This window comes from Halobacillus campisalis, from assembly GCF_030345335.1.
In the GTDB taxonomy this organism is placed as follows: Bacteria; Bacillota; Bacilli; order Bacillales; family Halobacillaceae; genus Halobacillus_A; species Halobacillus_A campisalis.
In genome coordinates, this window is the sequence record NZ_JAPVRC010000001.1 from 687589 (window position 1) to 708655 (window position 21067).

At 39.2% G+C, this 21067-nt stretch carries 21 protein-coding genes and 1 riboswitch; of the genes, 2 read left to right on the top strand and 19 right to left on the bottom strand.

The window, feature by feature from the left end; translation table 11 throughout:
• Positions 1 to 97: 97 nt before the first annotated feature.
• From radC to O2Q26_RS03555, 14 genes are all read right to left on the bottom strand, one after another.
• Complete coding sequence (radC, locus tag O2Q26_RS03490) at positions 98 to 787, bottom strand: RadC family protein (protein ID WP_289214568.1); 690 nt, start codon at positions 785 to 787, stop codon at positions 98 to 100.
• Between the two features lie 190 nt (positions 788 to 977).
• A complete protein-coding gene (locus O2Q26_RS03495) occupies positions 978 to 1808 on the bottom strand; it encodes a hypothetical protein (RefSeq protein ID WP_289214569.1) in 831 nt (276 codons plus the stop codon).
• Between the two features lie 140 nt (positions 1809 to 1948).
• Positions 1949 to 2596 carry a hypothetical protein gene (locus O2Q26_RS03500; RefSeq protein WP_289214570.1) on the bottom strand — a complete coding sequence of 216 codons (648 nt, stop codon included), beginning with the start codon at positions 2594 to 2596 and terminating at the stop codon, positions 1949 to 1951.
• Positions 2597 to 3169: a PilN domain-containing protein gene (locus tag O2Q26_RS03505; protein WP_289214571.1), complete on the bottom strand. Its 573-nt coding sequence runs from the start codon at positions 3167 to 3169 to the stop codon at positions 2597 to 2599.
• 24 nt (positions 3170 to 3193) lie between these two features.
• The gene (pilM, locus tag O2Q26_RS03510) at positions 3194 to 4162 is read right to left on the bottom strand and encodes a type IV pilus biogenesis protein PilM (RefSeq protein ID WP_289214572.1); all 969 of its coding nucleotides are present in this window, start codon (positions 4160 to 4162) and stop codon (positions 3194 to 3196) included.
• 11 nt (positions 4163 to 4173) lie between these two features.
• On the bottom strand, positions 4174 to 4929 hold the full coding sequence (locus O2Q26_RS03515) for a prepilin peptidase (RefSeq protein WP_289214573.1): 756 nt from the start codon (positions 4927 to 4929) through the stop codon (positions 4174 to 4176).
• Positions 4930 to 5008: 79 nt separating this feature from the next.
• Positions 5009 to 5386 (bottom strand): competence type IV pilus major pilin ComGC, encoded by a 378-nt coding sequence (locus tag O2Q26_RS03520; RefSeq protein ID WP_289214574.1) that lies wholly within the window; start codon positions 5384 to 5386, stop codon positions 5009 to 5011.
• Positions 5387 to 5420: 34 nt separating this feature from the next.
• A riboswitch (cyclic di-GMP riboswitch) is annotated at positions 5421 to 5504 on the bottom strand.
• A gap of 77 nt (positions 5505 to 5581) precedes the next feature.
• Complete coding sequence (locus tag O2Q26_RS03525) at positions 5582 to 6784, bottom strand: type II secretion system F family protein (protein ID WP_289214575.1); 1203 nt, start codon at positions 6782 to 6784, stop codon at positions 5582 to 5584.
• A gap of 2 nt (positions 6785 to 6786) precedes the next feature.
• On the bottom strand, positions 6787 to 7824 hold the full coding sequence (locus tag O2Q26_RS03530; RefSeq protein ID WP_289214576.1) for a type IV pilus twitching motility protein PilT: 1038 nt from the start codon (positions 7822 to 7824) through the stop codon (positions 6787 to 6789).
• An 18-nt stretch (positions 7825 to 7842) separates the two neighbouring features.
• On the bottom strand, positions 7843 to 9462 hold the full coding sequence (locus O2Q26_RS03535; protein ID WP_289214577.1) for a GspE/PulE family protein: 1620 nt from the start codon (positions 9460 to 9462) through the stop codon (positions 7843 to 7845).
• A gap of 18 nt (positions 9463 to 9480) precedes the next feature.
• On the bottom strand, positions 9481 to 10839 hold the full coding sequence (locus tag O2Q26_RS03540; protein WP_289214578.1) for a G5 domain-containing protein: 1359 nt from the start codon (positions 10837 to 10839) through the stop codon (positions 9481 to 9483).
• A 5-nt stretch (positions 10840 to 10844) separates the two neighbouring features.
• Positions 10845 to 11510 (bottom strand): hypothetical protein, encoded by a 666-nt coding sequence (locus tag O2Q26_RS03545; protein WP_289214579.1) that lies wholly within the window; start codon positions 11508 to 11510, stop codon positions 10845 to 10847.
• Between the two features lie 113 nt (positions 11511 to 11623).
• Positions 11624 to 12046 (bottom strand): hypothetical protein, encoded by a 423-nt coding sequence (locus tag O2Q26_RS03550; protein ID WP_289214580.1) that lies wholly within the window; start codon positions 12044 to 12046, stop codon positions 11624 to 11626.
• On the bottom strand, positions 12043 to 12525 hold the full coding sequence (locus O2Q26_RS03555) for a type II secretion system protein (protein WP_289214581.1): 483 nt from the start codon (positions 12523 to 12525) through the stop codon (positions 12043 to 12045). Before O2Q26_RS03555 ends, O2Q26_RS03550 begins: the two co-directional genes overlap by 4 nt.
• A 38-nt stretch (positions 12526 to 12563) precedes the next feature.
• Here O2Q26_RS03555 and O2Q26_RS03560 point away from each other — a divergent pair, with 38 nt between their 5' ends.
• On the top strand, positions 12564 to 13979 hold the full coding sequence (locus O2Q26_RS03560) for a prepilin-type N-terminal cleavage/methylation domain-containing protein (RefSeq protein WP_289214582.1): 1416 nt from the start codon (positions 12564 to 12566) through the stop codon (positions 13977 to 13979).
• A gap of 730 nt (positions 13980 to 14709) precedes the next feature.
• Here the strand turns inward: O2Q26_RS03560 and O2Q26_RS03565 are convergent.
• The 3 genes from O2Q26_RS03565 to O2Q26_RS03575 form a co-directional block, all read right to left on the bottom strand.
• A complete protein-coding gene (locus O2Q26_RS03565) occupies positions 14710 to 15186 on the bottom strand; it encodes a GNAT family N-acetyltransferase (RefSeq protein WP_289214583.1) in 477 nt (158 codons plus the stop codon).
• A 153-nt stretch (positions 15187 to 15339) separates the two neighbouring features.
• Positions 15340 to 15462: a hypothetical protein gene (locus O2Q26_RS03570; protein ID WP_289214584.1), complete on the bottom strand. Its 123-nt coding sequence runs from the start codon at positions 15460 to 15462 to the stop codon at positions 15340 to 15342.
• Between the two features lie 89 nt (positions 15463 to 15551).
• Positions 15552 to 15815 (bottom strand): hypothetical protein, encoded by a 264-nt coding sequence (locus O2Q26_RS03575; RefSeq protein WP_289214585.1) that lies wholly within the window; start codon positions 15813 to 15815, stop codon positions 15552 to 15554.
• 624 nt (positions 15816 to 16439) lie between these two features.
• Here O2Q26_RS03575 and O2Q26_RS03580 point away from each other — a divergent pair.
• Positions 16440 to 17318, top strand: coding sequence for a DMT family transporter (locus tag O2Q26_RS03580; RefSeq protein ID WP_289214586.1), 879 nt, complete (start codon positions 16440 to 16442; stop codon positions 17316 to 17318).
• 619 nt (positions 17319 to 17937) lie between these two features.
• Here O2Q26_RS03580 and O2Q26_RS03585 read toward each other — a convergent pair.
• Together O2Q26_RS03585 and O2Q26_RS03590 are read right to left on the bottom strand one after the other, a co-directional pair.
• On the bottom strand, positions 17938 to 19677 hold the full coding sequence (locus O2Q26_RS03585; protein ID WP_289214587.1) for a sensor domain-containing diguanylate cyclase: 1740 nt from the start codon (positions 19675 to 19677) through the stop codon (positions 17938 to 17940).
• A 72-nt stretch (positions 19678 to 19749) separates the two neighbouring features.
• The gene (locus O2Q26_RS03590; protein ID WP_289214588.1) at positions 19750 to 21030 is read right to left on the bottom strand and encodes a bifunctional folylpolyglutamate synthase/dihydrofolate synthase; all 1281 of its coding nucleotides are present in this window, start codon (positions 21028 to 21030) and stop codon (positions 19750 to 19752) included.
• Positions 21031 to 21067: the final 37 nt, after the last annotated feature.

A 21067-nucleotide genomic window follows, 5' to 3' on the forward strand; every position in this document is an offset into this window, starting at 1 on the left:
CATCAGAAGAAGCGCCATATTATAAGAAAAACTTATAAAAGGCGCTTATTTTTTTCATTTATTCAATTATACGAAAAATACATAAAAATAGATAGTGTTATAGGTATCCTTTTTCTTTCAGGGAAATGAATGTACGATCCCCGATCACTAAGTGATCCAACAGTTCTATACCGATCATTTTTCCGCACTCATTTAACCTCCTCGTTACCTGAATGTCTTCCTGAGAAGGAGTCGGGTCGCCGGAGGGGTGGTTGTGGGCACAAATGATAGAGGCAGCTGAACGTTTAACCGCTTCCTTAAAAACCTCTCTTGGATGCACGATGGAAGCGTTAAGACTTCCTATAAAAATCGTCTGTCTATGAATCACCTGGTTCTTTGTATTAAGGAACAGACAAATGAAATGCTCTTGTTTAAGATCCCTCATCTCCTCCATAACAAAATCCGCTCCATCCTCTGGACTTCTTATGACATAGCGTTCTACAGGCTTCATATGATGAATCCTGCGGCCGAACTCAATAGCTGACAATAGCAGGACCCCTTTCGCAGCCCCGATTCCACGAATAGCTGTCAGTTCTTCGATTGTCGCATCTTTCAATAACATAATCCCTTCGAAATGACTAAGTATCCTATGGGCTAGATCCGTTACCGACTCCTGCCTGGTCCCGCTCCCAAGAAGAATCGCCAACAGTTCCTGATTGGAAAGGTGGGACGCACCTAATTTAAGCAGCCTTTCCCGAGGGCGGTCCTCCTTTGGTAGATCACGTATCATCACACTGCTGGTTGTCATTCTATTACCATATCCTTTCTCTTCTATTCCTCATTGAGGTACCTATAGTGTATAAAAAAATGGCTTATTCATAGACCAGGTAAATATGAGGATTTGAAGGATATGATTGAGATAACATTAACTTCTTAACATAGAAAATACTAAGATTGAACGAGTTATACCTATGAAATTTATAAAATTTATATAAACTCTACAAAGATTCAAAGGCCTGGGCAAACTCCAGCCAAGTAAGACCATTCGCTTGTTCATTCACCCAGCCGTCGAAAGCTTTACGTACCTTTTCCTCCCCCACAGCTGAATCATCCCATTTCTCAAGCAATGCCTTTCGTTCCTCGACTGGTACCGTGTGCAATGTATTATTTTCTAAATGAGTAATAATAGTTTCTGCCACGGCGGCATTGTTTTCTGTGATCATCAAATCAGCAGCCGGCACATTCCATTTTTTTATATAAGTAGGTACATCTAATTTCGCCAGTTCACCAGTCAATGATTGAATCCCAACATCAAGGTCACTGGTTCCTGATAGCAGAAAGTACTGGTCATTTTGCTTCCATATAAGGGAAGGCAGCGATTTATCAGATAAATCCTTCTGCCACTCCAGTGCAGTTTCTTCACTCGTAAACACACCACTTTGCACAACTTGCGTCTCTAGCTCAGGAAGCTTCACAGGAACCTGTGCTGCTGCCGTTATTTCAGCTTTGCTCCCCTCGGTTAGTGACTCAGCAGCAGGAGCTGTTTCCTCAGTTACTGAAACAAATAACTTTAATAGAATAAAACCAAGAAAAACGCTAACGACTATGGCTGTCATTATGGATATGCTTACATGTTTCATGTAAGAAGGATTCACGTTGTTTTTAACTGCAGTAAATTTAGAAATTTTGGGCTGGCGTTTTATTTCATGAATGTGGTGAACCTTTTTAATTTGGGAAGCTGCCTGCTCTTCCTGAGCTTGTACAATTTCTTTTTTTGTTTGTTCTTGATCACGGTTGAATGAAATCACTATTTTATTTTTTTCTGCCATCCTGCCCTCTCCCTTACCATTTTTATCAATCTAACATAAGCATATTAAAAATGGGGTTGGATTTTGTCATGAAGTTTTCGACAGCAAATTTCGCAAGAAAAAAAGAGACTAATCAGTTAGCCTCTCTCTTCCCATTACCATTAAAATGGATTTATTTTATTTGATTCTTCGTCATATTTCTGAGAGGGCTGCTCGCTTTCCAATTCCCCAAGGTCAGGTTGAAAGAAAGCAGAAACAGTAACTAAATAGCTTTTCACATCCGACTCATATCCTTCAGGCACAGAATCGTCGAAGCTTATAGCATCAACTGTCAAAATACGATCGTCATTCGACAATTCCTCAAGAAATATTAAAAAGTCTGAAAAACCATCTGTCAAAACCTCGACTTCATAGCTAAGCTTTTGCACTCCTTCTGGCAGGGAATTTTGCGACTCTTCTTCATTCGTCGCCTCCCGAGGATCTGTCCCTGCACTTTGAGTAGTCACGCTATTAATCAAACTATCAGAGATACTCTCAGCACGCTCCAATGCGATAAGCAGTTGATCCGTTTTTTCAGTAACAGGCAGACTAACTAAAAGTTCTCGTAGATTTGAGGAGGTCTTGCTGGCATTCTCTCGCTTCTGCAGCTCCTCTAAAATCTTTTGTTCATTACTTATTGTATTGCGGAGATTTTGGACTTCTTCTTGTGTTCCTTTTATAAATACATCGTGTAAAAGGAACCCTAAGCCAAACAAACCTATAATTACGGCCGTCAGGGTCAAGGTGTAAGTTTTATTCCAGCGCAGCATTTACTCCACCTTCCCATCATTATTCATTTTGGAGGCGATATTCAAAGAGTAAGAAGCAGAATAACCTGTCCTGTATTCAAAAGAGTCCAAATCCGCTTCTGTTTCTGAAGATAATATATCCACTAATTCTACATTTTCAAATAAAGGGTCATACAGTAAAGCATCCGTATAAGCAGCAGCTTGCTGAAAAGAGTCAAACCTCACCTGTACTGCCACGGAACGATCCATCAAAATATAATTTTCTATGTAGCCTCGTTCGGGAAGCAATCCAATCATTTTTTCCAACGCAGGAACAGCCGGAACGGCAGAATCTATTATGCCATCGTGCGCTTCTTGTAACTTGCCCTCTGCTTCCGCTTTTTCATCTGTCATAGTCAGTTGCAATTTTTCCTGCGCCTGGTGCAGCTGCTCAATACGTTCCATGTTAAGGTCTCTTTCTATTGTCAGCTGCTGTGAACTCACCATAAATATGACGAACATGATCAAAGCAGCTGAAATAGCAGCTACGATGATGAACAAGGGCGTTCGGTTTTTCTTTTCTTTTTCTTCTAATAAATTAATATCGACCATCATAGTGAACACTCCAAGCTCAATAACCTACTTTTTATAAGACAATCCTACAACATCGACAAAGTGGTTGGGCAGCTCTACATTCAATCGAGGGAGTTTAATCCATTGCACAGGAATTTTAAGAAAGTCTTCCAACTGCTCTTCTAATTCTTTTCGGTAACACCAATCTCCTGAAAGGATGACCTTTGAGATATCAGCCTCCCCTTCTTTCACCGAAAATTTATAAAAACTCAAGATTTTGGTAATCTCCTCAAGTTGCTCACGAACGTAATTCCTTAGTGAATCAAGTTCTCCTTCCCAACGAACCCAGGTTTTCTCTCCCACATTTCTCACCTTCCAATCCTTACGATCCAAAGTGGATTTCATTTGACGTGAAAATTGCGGGATACCCTCATGAAAAACGGTCAAAATGATACCATCTGCATTCCATTCTACCATCAAAATATGCTCATCCTCTGACACCTCATTTTGTTCCTCATAAAAGCGATAGGTTGAAAGAGAAGATAAATCCGCAGCTTTTGGAATGAGTTTCGCTTTCTTAAAGCTTGACCTCAGCTGTTCCAGTCGTTCTTCAGGGTAAGCGACAAATAGAATGTGTTTCTCACCATGCGCCATCCCGAGCTTTACAAAGTCAAATACGGGATCTTCAAATGGGAGGTGCACCGTTTCTCCTAATTGCGAGTATAGATATCCTTTGATCTCGTCCCAGTTTACCTGATCGGGTAATGAATGGTGACGGATGATAGCAGACGCATCCGGAACACAAAAATATAAATCCCTGGCTTTTAATTTATGGTCGATCAAAATATCTTCTATCTGCATGATAAACTTTCGCTCATCTGTAATGACACCTTCAACAATTAGATCATTAGGTAAAAACACTTCGCCGAAAACGGAAATCCGCTCCCTTTCATTTGGTGTGGAGATGATATACCGAATCGTATGTTCCTTAATGATCATATTCATTCTCCGTTTACTTTTTTTCAACCCTAACATCAAATACCTCCTTAGAAGAAGCTTCCTAAATACCAGTTGATCAATTGAATTCCGTAAAAATAAGAGGCTAGGCTCCCTATGGCAATGAATGGTCCAAAAGGGATAGGATTCTTTCTTCCAACCACTTTCAAGCTCATTAATACAAGGCTCGCGGCCGTACCAATCAATACAGCTAAGAAAAATGACACGATCAGAAGTTTTACCCCTAATGCAAATCCGATCACTGTAAACAGCTTCATATCACCACCACCCATACCTCCTCGGCTGACTATAATGATCAAAGCTGTACCTGCAAAACCAAGCCCCCCGCCTGCAAGTGATGCCCACCAGGGGTCTATTGGGTCCGCTATGCGATAAATCATTATGAGAAAAGCAAAAAACACCAGCACTTTATTTGGAATAATCATATATCTTAGATCACTGACCACGATAATATGAAACATAGAAACCAATAATAGAGCGAGAAGAAGTTCAAACTGAAAGCCTAGAGATAAAAAACTTGCAGCAAAAGCCAGTCCACTGAAGAATTCCATAAAAGGATAAATCGGAGAAATGCGCTGTCGGCAATGACGGCACTTTCCGCTTTGAAGGGTGAAAGATAAGAGAGGGATTAATTCATACCAGCTTAATGAATGGCGGCAGTGAGGACAGTAAGACCTGTCTTCCTTGAACAGTTCTCCTTTTGGAACACGGAGTCCTACCACATTGTAAAAAGACCCTAAGATGATACCTAAGATAAAAAAATATAGAATGAAAAAAGTTGTCATTGTTCTCTCCTTGGTTATGTATAGAAGAAAATCCCCCATGAAGAGGGACTTTCATCAATATTAAAACGATCTAATTATTTTATTCAGAGCTTGCCTGCTCGTAGGTCTCACCATCTAACGTTACGGTACCATTACTTAAATTAACAGTACTATCCGTTTGGCTATAGACACCCCCGTCAGGATTTTCTACATCCCCGTCTATATAGCCCTCATCAATCAAATCAGCCAAAGTGATTGTCTCATCGTCAACGTCTTCCGTAACTTCATATAGCCTTGCCGCTTCTCGTAAAGAAGACGCATTCGCTTCATGAGCATCCGACTTTGAATTATCAATTACATTTCCTATAGCCGGTACTGCGATCGCAGCTATGATTCCAAGAATGACAATAACCGCCAGCAGTTCTACTAACGTAAACCCTTTTTGACTCTTTAGTGCTTTCTTCCATCTTTCTAACATACATTTTCCCCATTTCTTAAGTATTAATTGCCAATTATGACCAGGTCGGTTGCACTACTTGCTCCCAGCCCTCCAAGTGCCCAAATATAGAGTTCTGTTCATCGCACCTCTAACATATGACTTATAAACTAATTCTATTTTACTAAATCAACTAAGTGTTTACTATAGTAAACACAAAATCAATGTGTAATTTCACTAAATCTGCTCGAATATGGAAAACATCGGCACAGCCACCGCCGTAACGATCCCGCCGACCATAACAGCTAATACTACGATCATGATAGGCTCTATCAACGTTTTGATGCGATCGGTAGTGTGATCGATTTCTCTTTCATAAAAGTCAGCAACTTTGCTGAGCATTTGGTCTAAAGCCCCCGTTTTTTCTCCTATGATGATCATTTGGGTGACCAGGTTAGGAATAGCCCAATGGTCCCTGAAAGGTTCAGCCATCGACTCCCCTTTTTCCATAGAGTCTGCGCTCTTTCTCAAAGCTTGTTCAATTACTTTATTTCCGACAATTTTTTCTGTGATATAAATAGACTGAAGGATAGGCACGGAACTGTTGAACAAAGAGCTCAATGTTCTGGTCATTTTAGATAGAGCTGCCTTTTGTATGAGTTTTCCAAACAGCGGTATTCTCATTTTATAGTAGTCAGTATAATAAGCGAACGCAGGGTGACGCTGGCCCGCCTGGTATCCGAACACTAAAAGGACTGGGACGGTGAGCATTAACCACCAATAAACTCCAAAAAATGTGCCGATATTCAATACAAAATGCGTAAAGGGCGGAATATCACTCCCGAAAGATAAGAACATATCCTCAAATCTGGGAACGACATAGCTCAACATGAAAACCACAATAGAGAGTGCAATGAGACCTACCACGAACGGATAGGATAACGCAGATATAACTTTCTGTTTCAAATCGTGCTGCTTCTCATAATAACTTGCCATACGCTGTAAAACTTCATCAAGGTTACCCCCAGCCTCTCCTGCGCGAACCATATTGATAAAAAGCACAGGAAAAACATCTTGATGGCGATCCGCCGCATCCGAATAAGCATGCCCTGCTTCTAACTCCTCGGCAACATCACGCAGTACCTTCTTTAAAGATTTACTATTGCTCTGCTCCATTAGAATATAAGTCGAATCAAGAATGGACACCCCTGCTGCAATCAACGTTTCAAATTGACGTAAATAAAGAACAAAATCCTGGCTCTTTACCTTTTTAGCTAATCGGATTTCTTGATATAAAAATCCATTCATTTCTTCAATATGAGCTATGAACATACCGGATTCTCTTAATGACTGCAGAGCCTCCTGTTTGCTTTCCGCTCTTATTTTTCCACTCTTCTTCCTGCCTTGCTTATTCCGGCCGTCGTATTTGAAGTGAGCCATTGTCAGCCTCTCTCCTGTATGTATGGACCTGCATGATCTTCTGAGATTTTACCTTCATCCAACAGCTCTCTCACAGACATTTCCATCGTATGCATGCCTTCAGATTTAGCTGTCTGCATTATGTTCTGGATCTGATGGATCTTTTCATTTCTAATCAAATTCCTTACCGCAGGGGTATTCATTAATATTTCTGTCGCAGCTTTTCTTCCTTTACGATCTTTCGTTTGGAAAAGACGCTGGGAAACGATGGCTTGTAATACCGATGCTAATTGAATTCTTACTTGAGACTGCTGTTCGGGTGGAAAAACATCAATCACGCGATCCATCGTTGCTGAAGCCCCTGTCGTATGGAGCGTTCCTAGAACTAGATGCCCCGTTTCCGCAGCAGTAATCGCTGTTGATATCGTTTCTAAGTCCCTCATTTCCCCGACTAAAATGACATCCGGATCCTGCCGCAGGCATGCTCTCAACCCATTGGCGAAATTTTTCGTATCGAATCCAATTTCCCGTTGGTCGATAATGCAATGATGATGAGAATGCAAGTATTCAATTGGGTCTTCAAGTGTAATGACATGCCTTCTCGAATGGTGATTCATATAATCGATCATCGCCGCTAGAGTCGTACTTTTACCACTTCCAGTCGGACCTGTAACTAGTACAAGCCCCTGGGGGGAGTTAGCGATGTTTTTTAATATATCCGGCATAGATAAACCTTCAAGGGTCGGAACCTCCTTCGGAACAATCCGGATAGCTAAAGAAATACATCCTCTTTGATGATAGGCATTGATGCGGAACCTAGAGATCCCCGGGATTCCATAAGAAAAATCAAGCTCTCCTAAATCTTTGAATTTTCCCCACGATTCTTCAGATAATATTGATTCTGCCATTTCCTGTATACTTTCAGGCGTAAGAACTTCTTTTCCATATTGCTTTAGTTCCCCGTGTAATCTGAATACAGGAGGAACCCCTACCGTAAGATGAATGTCAGAAGCTTCTAACTTGTATGCGGCTGTCAACAATTCTTTAAAACGTTCTAACATATGAAAACACCTCCTGTACTAATCATTTAGTGCCACCCGCAAGACTTCATCAATCGTCGTCAATCCTTTTTTAACTTTTAACAGTCCATCGTCAATTAAAAAAATCATTCCATTCTTCAATGCATATTCTTTTATTTTTGAAATCGATTGATTGTTCATCATCATTTGGCGGATATCATCGTTGATGACGAGAATCTCCTGAATCGCTAGTCTTCCTCGGTAACCGGTGTGCTGGCAATTGCCACATCCGGCTCCCTTATGGATTTTTTCAATAGGTAAACCTCTTTTTTCAAAAGGCTCTTTTTCCATCGGAGTCGGTTCAACTTCTTTTATACAGTTCGGACAAATTTTTCGTACGAGCCGCTGAGCTACAATACCCGATAAGGAAGATACAACTAAGTACGGCTCAATGTCCATATCAATCAGTCGCGGGATCGTTGCTATGGCGCTGTTTGTATGTAATGTTGATAAAACGAGATGTCCTGTTAAAGAGGCACGCACAGCAATCTCAGCTGTTTCAGAATCTCGGATCTCTCCAACCATAACGATATCCGGATCCTGGCGAAGCACAGAGCGTAATCCCTTTGAAAAGGATAACCCCACCGAAGTTTTCACTTGCACTTGATTGACTCCCTCTATTTGATACTCCACAGGATCTTCGATCGTGATGATATTTTGCTGATCTGTATTAAGGTGGTTCAATGACGCATAGAGGGTAGAAGATTTTCCAGACCCAGTTGGACCAGTGATCAAAATTAGGCCGGAAGGTTGTTCGATCAATTTCAAATAACGTTTATAATTAATCTTGTTGAATCCTAATTCTGAAAGTTTATTCAGAATACTGCCCAAATCTAAAATCCTGATGACTATTTTTTCACCAAAAACAGTAGGTAAGCTAGATATTCTAAGGTCAACAGGGATAGAGTTCACATCTGTTTTTATTCGTCCATCTTGAGGCAGCCGGCTTTCCGTTATATTCAGATTACTCATGATTTTCACACGCGCAGTTAAAGAGTTTTGTATGGACTTGGATAAGGATTTTTCTGTGCGAAGCAAACCATCTACTCGATACCTTATGAGCACTTTTGTATCCTGGGGGTCAATATGAATATCACTCGCCTTCAGTTGGATCCCGGTTTGCAGAATCTGATCAACAATGCGAATCGCAGGCGATTGGTCATCGTCACCTCCCGTTACCTCTTCCTCCTTCTGACTCATTCCATAATACTTGTTGATGGTATGCAAAATCTCCTCACGTGCAGCGATCACAGGTGAAATTTGGAAGCCGGTGCTGATTTGTAAATCATCAATCGCATAGTAGTCCATCGGATCACTCATAGCGAGGGTCATGATATTGTTTTCTTTCTTTAAAGGCATCACGATATTTCTCGCAGCAAATTCTTTATCGACTATATTCATTAAACTTGAATCAATCGGATAACGATAAAGAGAAACGTGAGGGACGCCTAACTGGAATTCGAGCACCTCTATCAGCTGTTGTTCAGTAATCAATCCTCTCTCCAAGAGGGCATCACCGAGTTTCTGTTTATCCTTCTTGATAAGCAGGGTGTCATGGATTTCCTGTTCAGATACCAGCCCTGTCTCTTTTAAAATATCACCAAGCCTTTTTCTTTCCATAGGGGCCTCCTTCGAAGTTTACTTAAAGTACAAAACTTCATCTTCATTTTCCCAAATCCCTTCCCCTTCTTTCTCTTCATCACTATTTTCGTCTTCTTCAAATGAAGGGTTGGATTCTTCAATAGTCTCATCCACCTCACTCTGTGGACCATCAGTATCTGAATCATTTCTCTCAGGTGAAGAGGAATCGCTGTCAGAGGCAGGAAAATCTTCTTCCATCTCTTCTTCGTCCATTGTGTTTTCTTTAAGTAAACTGCTTCGGACTTCTATACGATTAACAGGGGGGTAATAATCACGGCCCATTTTTTCCGTTCGCTCACCATTTTCATTCGAAATGACTCTTGTCGTCACAGCGCTTCTGCCAGGTTGTCCTTCTTCTTCAACCTTAATTTCCTGTTCATTGAGATCAACAGAATATTCAACAACTGTCCGGGAAGGAATTTCTTTTTCTTCTTCAGTATGAGTTTTGACTTTACTCCCCATAGGATAGCCCCGAATTTCCAATGTAAGCCGGTTGTCGATTATTGAGAACACCAAATCATAAGTGTATTCATTCGGGTTCGTAAAAGAAAGGTCGTGTGATTTATCAAAATCAACAGCAGCTTCTTTTCCTATATCTGCGAAATCGGGGAGCTGCTGGCTTATATGTCTTTCATCGATCGAAAAGTTTGTATTGAGGACGGCTGTATAGACAGCGGTTGCAAATCGGTGTTCATCTTCCTCATCGATGGATGCAGGAAGGGATTCAATAGTGTCAATTATAGAAAAGCTGCTTCCAGGCTCTAAGGACACGGAACCTAGCTTGTCCAAAAATTCCGCTAGCTGTTCTCTATCCTTAATATTGATTTCTGCAGTAGAAATCGTTTCATATAAAGCCTCTACATCAGGTGGTAAAAATTCATAAACAGAATAGGCAGGCAAGTTTTCCGGAAGGGTTGATGCGTCAGTTTCAACTTGAGCGACAAGCTCTTCTGATAATAAATTATCGCTGATGTTTTCCCCCGTACTTCTTTTAAAATCATCGAGATGAGAGCGGTCTACTTTAATAACTGCAGCAGTATTTTCCCCGCTCTCACTATTATGTAATGAAGCTTCTGTAGATATTGTCAAAAAAGAATCCTGAAAACGTAATGTATTCTCCTGAGTTTCTATCTCGATAAGATGGTTTTTCTTCCATTTGGAGAATTGATATTCCAATTTTCCGGCGGCTTCTTCTTGATTCATATCCTCAACATTCACTCCGGCTATTTGAGTGCCCTTAGCAAACTTTCCGTGCTCACCTGATACGATTTGCCAGCCAAGGGGTCCTCCATACGTAACACTTAATATGAAGAGTACCATGCTCGTCATTATGATTAAACCTTTCCATTGGCTCACCTTGATCACCTCATCCTTCTTTGTGGGACATCGACATTAATTTCTGCAATCTCATAATCTTCGACCTCTGTCTTTTCTTGTTCCGAAGCAGTGACATGTTCTATAGGTTGATTTTTAATAGGTTTTTCTTCCTCTTCCTCAAAAATGGCTTCTAAACGACCCTCTACCTCAGTAATAAGAATGGGATTCTTATCTTCCTGCTGAGCATCAGGAATTGTTCGCTTAGAAAACCATTCTTCTTCAATATCAAATGCTTCATTGTTTACTTTCAATTGATTAAAAGATACCCGCTCAGGAATAACTTCTTCTTTGACACTTTCCTTTTCGGAGGAAGTGTTTTGTTCACTCAAAAAAGAGGATCCCTTTTGCGTATATTGATCATTAATTTTATTTACTCGTACATTTATTGGCTCGATTTCGTCTATACTCTCATCTTGAGAGACTTCAACAATTTTACGTCTGATCATTATGTAAGTCGAAAAGATGAGAATGCTGCCAAGTAATACTGTACCCCATAATTGGAATATCGTATTAGCAAAAATGATAATTATACTCACTGTGACCGCCGCACCGAACAGAAGAAATAGACTTTGTCTATCAGCTCCAGATCGATAGGTAGTTATTAAAGCAATAACGACAATCAAAGATAAAACAAAGAATATGATCTGCATGCCACTTCCTCCTCACCTTGCTTAAACTTCCAAGCACTGCAGTTAACAACTATTACGCAGCATGATGATTTCCTTCTGTAAATTGATTAAATGGAGCTGGTTATAAGGTTTTTTTATTCTGCTGATTCAATAGTTACCGTACCTTCTATAACTTCCTCAACTTCTCCTGACCTGCCTATACTTTCGTATTGAAGTTTATTAGGTTCGGTAGGATGCTCAAAAACGCGGACCGTATATTCGGTTTGCAGGGATGCGTCATCCATGGTTATCGTCGTTTCGCTTCCCCAATACTCTAAAATTTGCTGCGAGGTATCTCCTTCAACAATTTCTGGTTCTATCTTATTTAGAAAAGATCGGAAGTAATCCTGGCCCATCACAGCCAGGTTTTCAGCTTGCAGGTGCTTTTGCGAGAGTGTGACCTGTTTACCTGTGGAGGTCAATTGAAATCCAGCCACCGTAAATAGAAGTCCCATGAAAACGATAAGAAATAAAACCATAATTAAAGCAGCGCCCCGCTCATTGCTAAAAAGTTTCACGAGGGATTCACCTCTTCATCTATGTATTGGTACACTTCTGTTACAAGGGATAAATCACCGCTTTGTAAAGTTCGATACACCTCAACTTTCATACGTACGACCAATCCTTTTTCCGCTTCGTTCTGACACAGATTCACAACTAGGTCATAGGTTTGATTTTGAGAAGATGTGTAATATAATCGGTTAGAACCATCTGATTCAAATTGACTGTTTATATTAGATAAAGAACTTACATTCACTTGCTGATGTTCACTATCTGATTCACACGCAGCAGGGTCCTGGCTTACGATCTGCTCCGACTGTCCCGCATGAAAAGCGACTTCTTGTGCAAGATTTGTTGCATCAAGCTCACTTTCGACTCGATCGGTGGATGCAGCATAATTAGAAAAAACGGCAAGAAACACTGTCGCTATGATCCCTACCAATGTTATTGCAGCCAACACTTCAATTAAAGTGAAGCCATCTTCTTCGGCATTCATAATATCACCACTACTTTTGTCTAGTTAGGAGAACCAGTATGAGACAGAACTTTTTAAATAATAATCGAGGTGTTACCCTAATTGAACTATTAGCTGCTTTAGCCATTGCAGGCATTATCTTAACCATTGCGGGCTCTTTATTTGTACAGTCGATCAACTCATCGAGCAGTGTGGAAAGTCAAATAGATTTAAAGCAGCAGTCCAATCTATTACTATCCCAAATAAGGGAAGAAACTAAAAATCAACCTGCTGAAATCTGTTTTGATAACGAACTTCAATTATATGTAAATAATGATAAAGTCTTAAGTAATGAGCACATTTACATAAATGAATTATACATTGAAAATGGGAATATTTCATTATCTAATCCAGGGGATTGTATAAATACTACAACCGAAAGTCCTATAAGCATTGGTTTGACAGTTTCCACAACAGGACAAAATTCTTCAGATTACAATACCTCTACCGTGATAATGCCCAGGAGCCCTTCCCACCTGAAAGTAGAAGTAAAACAAAACGAAAATGAAGAGCCGGAAACTATTTTTACAACAAGTGAACAGTTTGAGGACTTAAGTGTGAAAGATGGAGAGCCTTACCAACGTACGAATTCAAACGGTAATGGCCAGTGCCATTATGAAGACTCAGTATCACTTTTGTCGATCACTTTTGCTAGTTGGACAAGTCCTTGCCTTCATACGACATTCGCTGAATTTGTGCACGCCAAACAAGGATTTTCAATGAATGGTACTAATGGCTACCGTGATGAACTTTTAGTTGAAATTGGTGAAAGCTTATATGTAGATGGCTACGCCAGTATACAACAAGGCACACTAAAGGTAAGTAACAATATACAGTTCAACAACCGCTTCAACCTCAACAGCGGGGTGCTTGAAGGAAACAACGTACATTTTAAGAACAACACAAACTTTAATAATAATTTTACCCTGCAGACATCTGGCAGTACTCGATTTGATCAACCCATGACTTCTTTTTCAAATGGTACTTTTAACATAGGAGGATATCTATTCTCTAATAATGATTTTAGGATTGGAAATAATGTAGAAATGTACGTCTCAGAGGGTGCTGCTTTTACACATAAAGTAAACCTTCTAGGAAATGCCGACTTGTACGCAGGCGGATCTATCGATATTCGCGGCAAGACACAATTTCAAAACAACGCGTCCATGTCTTCAGGAGGAGACATAACCTTTCACAGTCAGGCGAATTTAAATGGCAATAGTTCTGTTAAATCTGAAGGCAATATCACTTTCAATGAAACCGGGTATTTCCAAAACAATACATCACTGATAGCAAAAGGGGACATTATCTTCCGCAAAAATATCGGGTATTCAGATGGTGAAAATGAGTTCATTTGCGCCGAAGGAGAAGTTATTGGAAAAGAGTATATTAATGGACCCCACACGATAGAAGAAGGAGGCAGCTGCCCTTTTTGAACGTAGTGATTAGAAGTTGATTCATATCAGTGGGGTTTTTATTTTTTTATCTTGACGATCAGTAATAGTTGTAAATTCATTACCTAACAATACTGATTAATATAAACTTCATTGATATCATCAGACGAAGTTAATTCCTTATGTATTAGTTCTCCAAATGTGGTCGTTTCAGGTCTATTCATTATAAAAAAACAACGAGTTCTACTGCTATAAGTCCACTAATAATACCAACAAGCCCCTATACATATCCCCCTACTTTATTCAGGCCGCCTAAACAGAATATTTCATTTCTACCGAAATAGTCCTGACCAAAAAAGTTAAGAGTTATTTTAAGACTGTTGTTATATTATTTAAATTTTAAAATTAATTTATCATTCAGATTTATATTTTTTAAGTTTAAATTCAGCCAGAAATATCATATTTGCCCCAATGACCATACTTGCTACTAGGATATAGGAGAAACCAAAAAAACCACCATTTGATATTTGTGATTCAAGAAAAATCGAGAAGAGAACTACTACGAAACCTATCCATTTCATAAATATTAGCTCTTGTTTATTAAACTTCTTCAATTAAATAATTCACTCCTTCATATCAATTTAATACAATTATTTAAATGTTATATCCCGCTTCGTTAGTAATAAAGCGATCGTTCGTATTAAGCAATGGCCAAGTCTATGTAATACTCGGGTTCGTTATATATTTAAAAAATCTCTCTCTAACGCTCCATTTAGTTGTATTTAATCTCCATTTTTCTACTCTTTGTTGTCATCCCCATTGACTTATAAAATTCTATTGCAGATTTATTTTTCTCGAATACTCCCAGTTCAATACTATCAACTCTGAGGCTTCTTCCAAAATCAAAAACGTATGTAGTTAGTTTTTTTCCGACACCCTTCTTTCTATGCGTTTCATCAACACATAAACTATTTATAAATAATACCTTCCTCGCTTTGACGAAAGAATTTTCAGGCGTTTCTTCTTCCTTAGTAACTATAACTCCGACTATATCATTCCCTATGACAGCCACAAAAATATGCTGTTGGTTATCAATTAACTGGCTTTCAAAGAACTCTTGCTCGACTGGAGTTGAATTCTCTTTATATAAATCTGGTCTTTCAGCAACGTGCAATTCATGAACCTGCTTAAATAAAGGCAACAATGACTCATAATCGTTTTTCTCGGCGGTTCGAATAGATAAATCCATATTTTTATACCCCTTAATTATTGATAATTTACCACTTCTAACTCTTGTCCTGCTTTGTTAAACAATTCTGCTGCGTTAATTAAAAAGCGATCGCCATAATAGAGCAATCGTCCCCGATACAGGAAGAATTGAATTCATGATAAACGTTAAATTTTAAGGCTGCAAAATTAGTCTCCTCCTTTCTTCTTTCTCAAGTATTTTTTCACCGACCAATTTGATATTGCACGCAACAGCTATTAAAACCACTAATATCCCAAATAAAATTAGTTCTAGCATTTTTCACTCCTAATTACTACAGTTATATTCGCACTACCTTATTGAATGTTGAAAAAAAAAATAATATAGCACCTGATAAAAAAGCTAATTCACCTACAAATACGATTATTTAAGGTATGAGTTTCAAACATTTCTTTGTTTCCTTCTGAAATCGTTGAAACACGACAGTAGTGATTATTCGTGTCCTCTTGAACAGTCATGTGTCCTTCATCAATAACCCAATAATCATCATCATTTAAAGTCACAACGAATATGATTGTGAAAAAGACCACCGGTAGTACGAAAAGACTGATTTTATTCCCTATCGAAACCTTTGTGAGTTTAGACGATTTAGTCAATAAAGGTAAGACCATCGCTCCCAATACACTAATTAGAGCTACAATTTCCTTGTCATTAGAGTGTCCACTTTATTTCAGAATTGTCCCTAATTCTTTTAAATTTGAATCTGAGATGGTATCGATCCACTAGCTAATTCTGAATATACCAATAAATATCAAATTTTTCTATTTTTTGATTGAAAAAAAGGTATGCCCCTGCTAAGCTTAGAAATAAATTTCTAATTTTTACCATACGAGAGTTTATTATATTTCTACCACCTCCTTCGTTTTCTCAAAAATCAAAATATCTAAGTTTACATTAATAATTAGATACACCAATATGAGATCAATAAGAAGCAGCTTCCCCTTCTAATAATGAATTTTTAATAATCCAATAGCTATCAAACTCAATATTAAGTATCAGCTTTCACTGTTTTAACTTTATCCTCTGACCGCAAAGTTCCGTATATATATTCCATGTGAAAGATTAATTTGACTTGAGGATGAAGTAAAGAAAATTATCACTTATGCCTTCTAAAAACATGCGTTTTATTACAGAAGATGGTTTGGCTCTATAATTTCCATTGTTTTTAAGCGCACTTTATATTTCTAAGAGGTCTGTTTTTGTATTATTACTATTTTTTAGGAGGCATATAAAAGGTGAGATCCGTAGGTGTAAGCTTAGTTATTTGTGCAGCTATATTCTGGGGCGTTAGTGGAGGAATTGCAGATATTTTAATGAACAAGGGCTGGGATCCTATTGTAATTTCACTTTATCGAGGGGCTGTTGGCTTTGTATGTTTTTTTGTATGGTTTCTTTTACGCTTTAAACAAAATTGGACCTCCTCTACTCGTTTATACATTTGGTCCTTATTAGCTGGTGTTGGTGTTGCTGGTAATTTCACCTTTTATTTTCTCACTATCCAAGCATCAAGCGTGGCTGTTGCTGCTACTTTAATGTACACAGCACCGGTGTTCGTCCTTATCATCTCTTTTTTATTAAAAATAGAACGTTCGACTTGGTTTAAATGGGGATGCATATCGGGTGTACTTATGGGAATTATCATGCTTACAGGTGCTTACAATGCGGATTCTATATCAGTGGGTTTTCTAGGGGTGGCCTCCGGGCTTGCTGCCGGCCTTTCCTATGCATTATTTATATTCGGATTTAAGAACGCCTCTTCCATTGGAAAGCCACAGACCACGTTAACCATCGCGTTCTTTGCATTTTGTCTCGTACTTTTGCTTATTGCGGACATAGATGAAGCTGCTAGTGTTGCGAAGTCAAACGACTTAGGCTGGTTTCTTTTATTGGGAATCCTGGGAGCTGGAATTTCATTTATCTTTTATGTGATTGGCATTCAGTGGACTGCCCCAACTACCGCTTCAATGGTCGCTATGGTGGAACCGGTAACAGCTTCATTGTTTGGCTTTCTCCTAATCGGCGATCATTTAATCATCATCCAACTTCTTGGAATGGTGCTCATCCTGTTTACGGTTATCGTTCTTAGCGTGAAGAAGACTCCTCATCCTCAATAAAACGCACGCATCAAAGGAAAAAGAAGGCGGTATAAATCACACGGCCTTCTTTTTCCTTTTTGTTAATGGGTTCTATTATTTTATGGATGCTCATGGAATTATCATTGTGTATGCTTTTATCAATAACCCATTTATTACTAAACTGGGTCTTACACAAACCTGTCCGTTTCTTTATGACTCAGTTTCTCACCATCAAATCGTTCATTATGACATCTGTTTTTGAAAATGAACGCCCTCTAACACTTGAAATCAGAGACACTTGGTTTCCACAACGTTTAATCGTTGTATCCATCCTTTAACTTTCCATATTTGAATATTTCATCATTTAATTATGGGAATAAATCAGTTTTTCAGTGGTCCCGACAAAAGCGCATCGTTCCCAAACACCTCTTCTCCCACAAAATAATCCGAAATCGAGTCATCACAATCCTGACTTATAGTTGTATTACTCAATTATAAAAAATCAACCATGACGTTCGACATAACTTAATACAAAAAAATCGCCCTTCTCGTTTTAATGTAAGTGACTTAACTTAACAAAAACGAAAAAGGGAGATTTTTATGAGGGTCTATTCAGATACTACTTTCATTTTTAAGAGTTTTTATCATGTGAATTAGCTTATGTAACAGCATCTTGTTTCAACTTTTCATAACTGGCTACTCGATTTCGTCCCCTCTGTTTAGCACCTACATACATTGCCCGGTCTGCATGACGGGTTAATTCAAGAATATCCTCACAATGTTCAGGATAGGATGCTACTCCGATACTCGCAGATATACGGATGCTAGCGGGCTCTCTATCCTTTAAGATATGCTCATATGCGGTGAAGGGTTTTTCAATAATCGTTTGCCGGATCTCCTCAGCCATAGGAAGTGATTCTTCGATCGTCATACCTGGAAGCAAAACAACGAATTCCTCCCCGCCATAACGTGCCACAGTTCCAAGTTCGCCAATCACTTGCTCTAGTCGGACAGCCAGTTCGCATAAAATTTCATTCCCCGCTTCATGCCCATACTGATCGTTCACAGACTTAAAGTGATCGATATCTAATAAAATTTGGGAGACCGGTTGACTCGTTTGTTCATTTGCCCACTCATCTGTTAATATTTGCAGATAGTTTTCAAAATATCGATAATTATACAATGACGTCAAAGGACAGCGCTCGCTCTCCATTTTAGTCTTTTTATAGTTCCTAGCATTTTCGATGGCTACTGCTAAGTAACCACCCAGTATGTTCAATATCATATACTGATATTTAAAGAACGCACGAGGACTGGTCGAGTACATTGTAATTACACCCACTATTTCGTTTTGACGGCTGATCGGAATAGACAAAACGCTCTCAGCATTCTCCGGAGTATAAGAGTTGCTCAAATGTCTCCACTTTTTTCTGTTATGGTAATGCTTACCTTTGCCACGCTTACATGTATCTCCACTGATGCTTTGATTCTCTACCAGGTTAAGGTCAGGAATTTCATCCTGCTGAAACCGGTTGTAATATCTAATTAATTTTAGCGAGTTGCCATGTGTCACGTCAAAAACATACATATAATCAACCGGAAGCAGCTCAGTTACCCTCATAACAAAGACATCTAACACTTCTTTCACACCGAGGCTGCCTGTAAGTTCATGACCAATTTCGCCAGTAGTCTGTAAATAGTAATTCACCTGACTCGTTTTATGGAATTGTCTTAAAGTGATAGAAAGCAGTAAAAAAGGAAAACCAATCAAATAAATGGCAGACGGACCGATTTTTGTGTAAACAAAATACAGCATAAGTCCTACGGGTGATATCAATATTAAACTTATTAATTCCCACAGCACCCCGTTGTCCAAAAGATTTTGCTTCCGGCCATACAAATACCTCCAGATGAACTGAAGGAGCAGCTGATTGACTACTACGTGAGTAACGACATACGCAACTACTGGGATGGCATCGTTTCCGGAACTTAAAGCGTCACTTCCGTGGCTTCCACCCAGCAGAATATATACATAAGCAGAGGCTAACGAAATAACTAGAAACATGAGCATATTCAAAGGGATACGAAAGAAACCAACCCGTCCCACTCCGAGCTTTAGCATAAGAAATAAGATCGCTGCCTGTATTACAAGTATCTCTACCAGGAGGCCGAAATACAGAAAAGCAGCAAAGCTGACTACGTTCGTTAAGAAAACAGGATGGTCTCCCATCAACAATGGAAATAAAGCCACTACTGAGGCAAGAACGATGAATCCGAAAATATCTATTTTGTAATCTGCAAGCTCTAATGGTGTATTCGAAAAAAGTATGTAGATCGCGGCTGGCCAAATGACTAACCAGGAGGCATAAACGGCGAGCTTTTTTCGTTTAGTTATCAATAGAGCTGCACCCTCTCGCTACAATAGTAAAAGAATATTCAAACAATTATCATATTATCATAGCCATACTTTTTATTCAAAACATTTCCTTATATCGGAAATAAAATACAAAGATCCCGAAACTATTAGGACATCCTTCCCTGTCATTTTTCCAAGTATTTGATTAAGAGCCTCTCTATAATCCTCTTCCACATGTGCGGGTTCAATCATTGATTCAGCTTCTAAATCTCTGCCCTTAAGCGATTTTGGAAAATCAAATTGTGTGAACCATGCTTCTTTAACAATGGGCTGCAGCTTTTCTAACATATTATGGACCGGTTTCCCTTCCACTGCCGCATATAATAGGTAAATGGTCTGGTTCGGGAAGTAATTTTCAATGGTACTTACTAAAGCTTCAGTTCCTTCTTCATTGTGGGCTCCATCCAAAATAACGCGAGGATCCTCCTGAACTGTTTCAAATCGAGCCGGCCAAGTTGTTGCCGATATAGCTTCAGGGTAAAAATCTTGCTGAATAAGAAAGCCCATCTTCCTTAATTGTTCGATAGCCCCAAGAGCAAGAGAAGCGTTAGCCACCTGGTGAACTCCCTTCAAATTCGAGACGAGCTCTGGTGAGTCGTACGTTTTCATATGAAAAGTAAAAACTTCCCCATCACTTGAACTTCCGTAATACTCAGCTGAAAAATCCTCCCCATCAATCAAGAGGTCCGCCTGTTGAAGTGCTGCTTCTTTTTTTATAACCTCAAGGGCCTCCTTCTGTTTTACACAAGTCAGGACCGGTGTTTTCTTCTTTATGATCCCTGCTTTTTGATAGGAAATCTCTTCGAAAGTATTTCCGAGGATATGCGTATGGTCTTTACCTATATTCGTAATGATCGCCACTAACGGATGTATGACATTCGTGGAATCATAGCGGCCGCCCAACCCAGTTTCAAATACTGCAAAATCTACGCCTTTATTTTTAAAATACAGGATAGCTATTACCGTAATGACTTCAAATTCTGTAGGCTCCCCAAGTTCAGTTTGGCCCGCTTCCTCAGCGAGTGGTTTCACCATCTCAACTATATCGGCAAGTTCGTAATCTGAAATGGGATCTCCGTTTATGCTCATTCTTTCATTAAATCGGACGATGTATGGAGAGGTGAAAGTCCCTACGGTATACTCTTGTTTCTGAAGTAAATTTCTAAGAAATGAAACAGTCGATCCTTTTCCATTCGTTCCTGCGATATGTATGGAGTTCAACTGTTTCTCCGGATGGCCCAGCTTCTCCATCATCCATTCCATTCTTTTTAATCCTGGCTTGAATTTAAACTTCTCTCTTGAGTGTATCCATTGGATAGAGTCTTCGTAATTCACTGATATCCCTCACTTTTTTGTATCATAAAAGAGGAGA

Excerpts from the sequence above, each read along its gene's own strand:
- radC (WP_289214568.1), bottom strand. The coding sequence starts at position 787 with ATGACAACCAGCAGTGTGATGATACGTGATCTACCAAAGGAGGACCGC.
- O2Q26_RS03495 (WP_289214569.1), bottom strand. The coding sequence starts at position 1,808 with ATGGCAGAAAAAAATAAAATAGTGATTTCATTCAACCGTGATCAAGAA.
- O2Q26_RS03500 (WP_289214570.1), bottom strand. The coding sequence starts at position 2,596 with ATGCTGCGCTGGAATAAAACTTACACCTTGACCCTGACGGCCGTAATT.
- O2Q26_RS03505 (WP_289214571.1), bottom strand. The coding sequence starts at position 3,169 with ATGATGGTCGATATTAATTTATTAGAAGAAAAAGAAAAGAAAAACCGA.
- pilM (WP_289214572.1), bottom strand. The coding sequence starts at position 4,162 with ATGTTAGGGTTGAAAAAAAGTAAACGGAGAATGAATATGATCATTAAG.
- O2Q26_RS03515 (WP_289214573.1), bottom strand. The coding sequence starts at position 4,929 with ATGACAACTTTTTTCATTCTATATTTTTTTATCTTAGGTATCATCTTA.
- O2Q26_RS03520 (WP_289214574.1), bottom strand. The coding sequence starts at position 5,386 with ATGTTAGAAAGATGGAAGAAAGCACTAAAGAGTCAAAAAGGGTTTACG.
- O2Q26_RS03525 (WP_289214575.1), bottom strand. The coding sequence starts at position 6,784 with ATGGCTCACTTCAAATACGACGGCCGGAATAAGCAAGGCAGGAAGAAG.
- O2Q26_RS03530 (WP_289214576.1), bottom strand. The coding sequence starts at position 7,824 with ATGTTAGAACGTTTTAAAGAATTGTTGACAGCCGCATACAAGTTAGAA.
- O2Q26_RS03535 (WP_289214577.1), bottom strand. The coding sequence starts at position 9,462 with ATGGAAAGAAAAAGGCTTGGTGATATTTTAAAAGAGACAGGGCTGGTA.
- O2Q26_RS03545 (WP_289214579.1), bottom strand. The coding sequence starts at position 11,510 with ATGCAGATCATATTCTTTGTTTTATCTTTGATTGTCGTTATTGCTTTA.
- O2Q26_RS03555 (WP_289214581.1), bottom strand. The coding sequence starts at position 12,525 with ATGAATGCCGAAGAAGATGGCTTCACTTTAATTGAAGTGTTGGCTGCA.
- O2Q26_RS03560 (WP_289214582.1), top strand. The coding sequence starts at position 12,564 with ATGAGACAGAACTTTTTAAATAATAATCGAGGTGTTACCCTAATTGAA.
- O2Q26_RS03565 (WP_289214583.1), bottom strand. The coding sequence starts at position 15,186 with ATGGATTTATCTATTCGAACCGCCGAGAAAAACGATTATGAGTCATTG.
- O2Q26_RS03570 (WP_289214584.1), bottom strand. The coding sequence starts at position 15,462 with ATGCTAGAACTAATTTTATTTGGGATATTAGTGGTTTTAATAGCTGTT.
- O2Q26_RS03575 (WP_289214585.1), bottom strand. The coding sequence starts at position 15,815 with ATGGTCTTACCTTTATTGACTAAATCGTCTAAACTCACAAAGGTTTCG.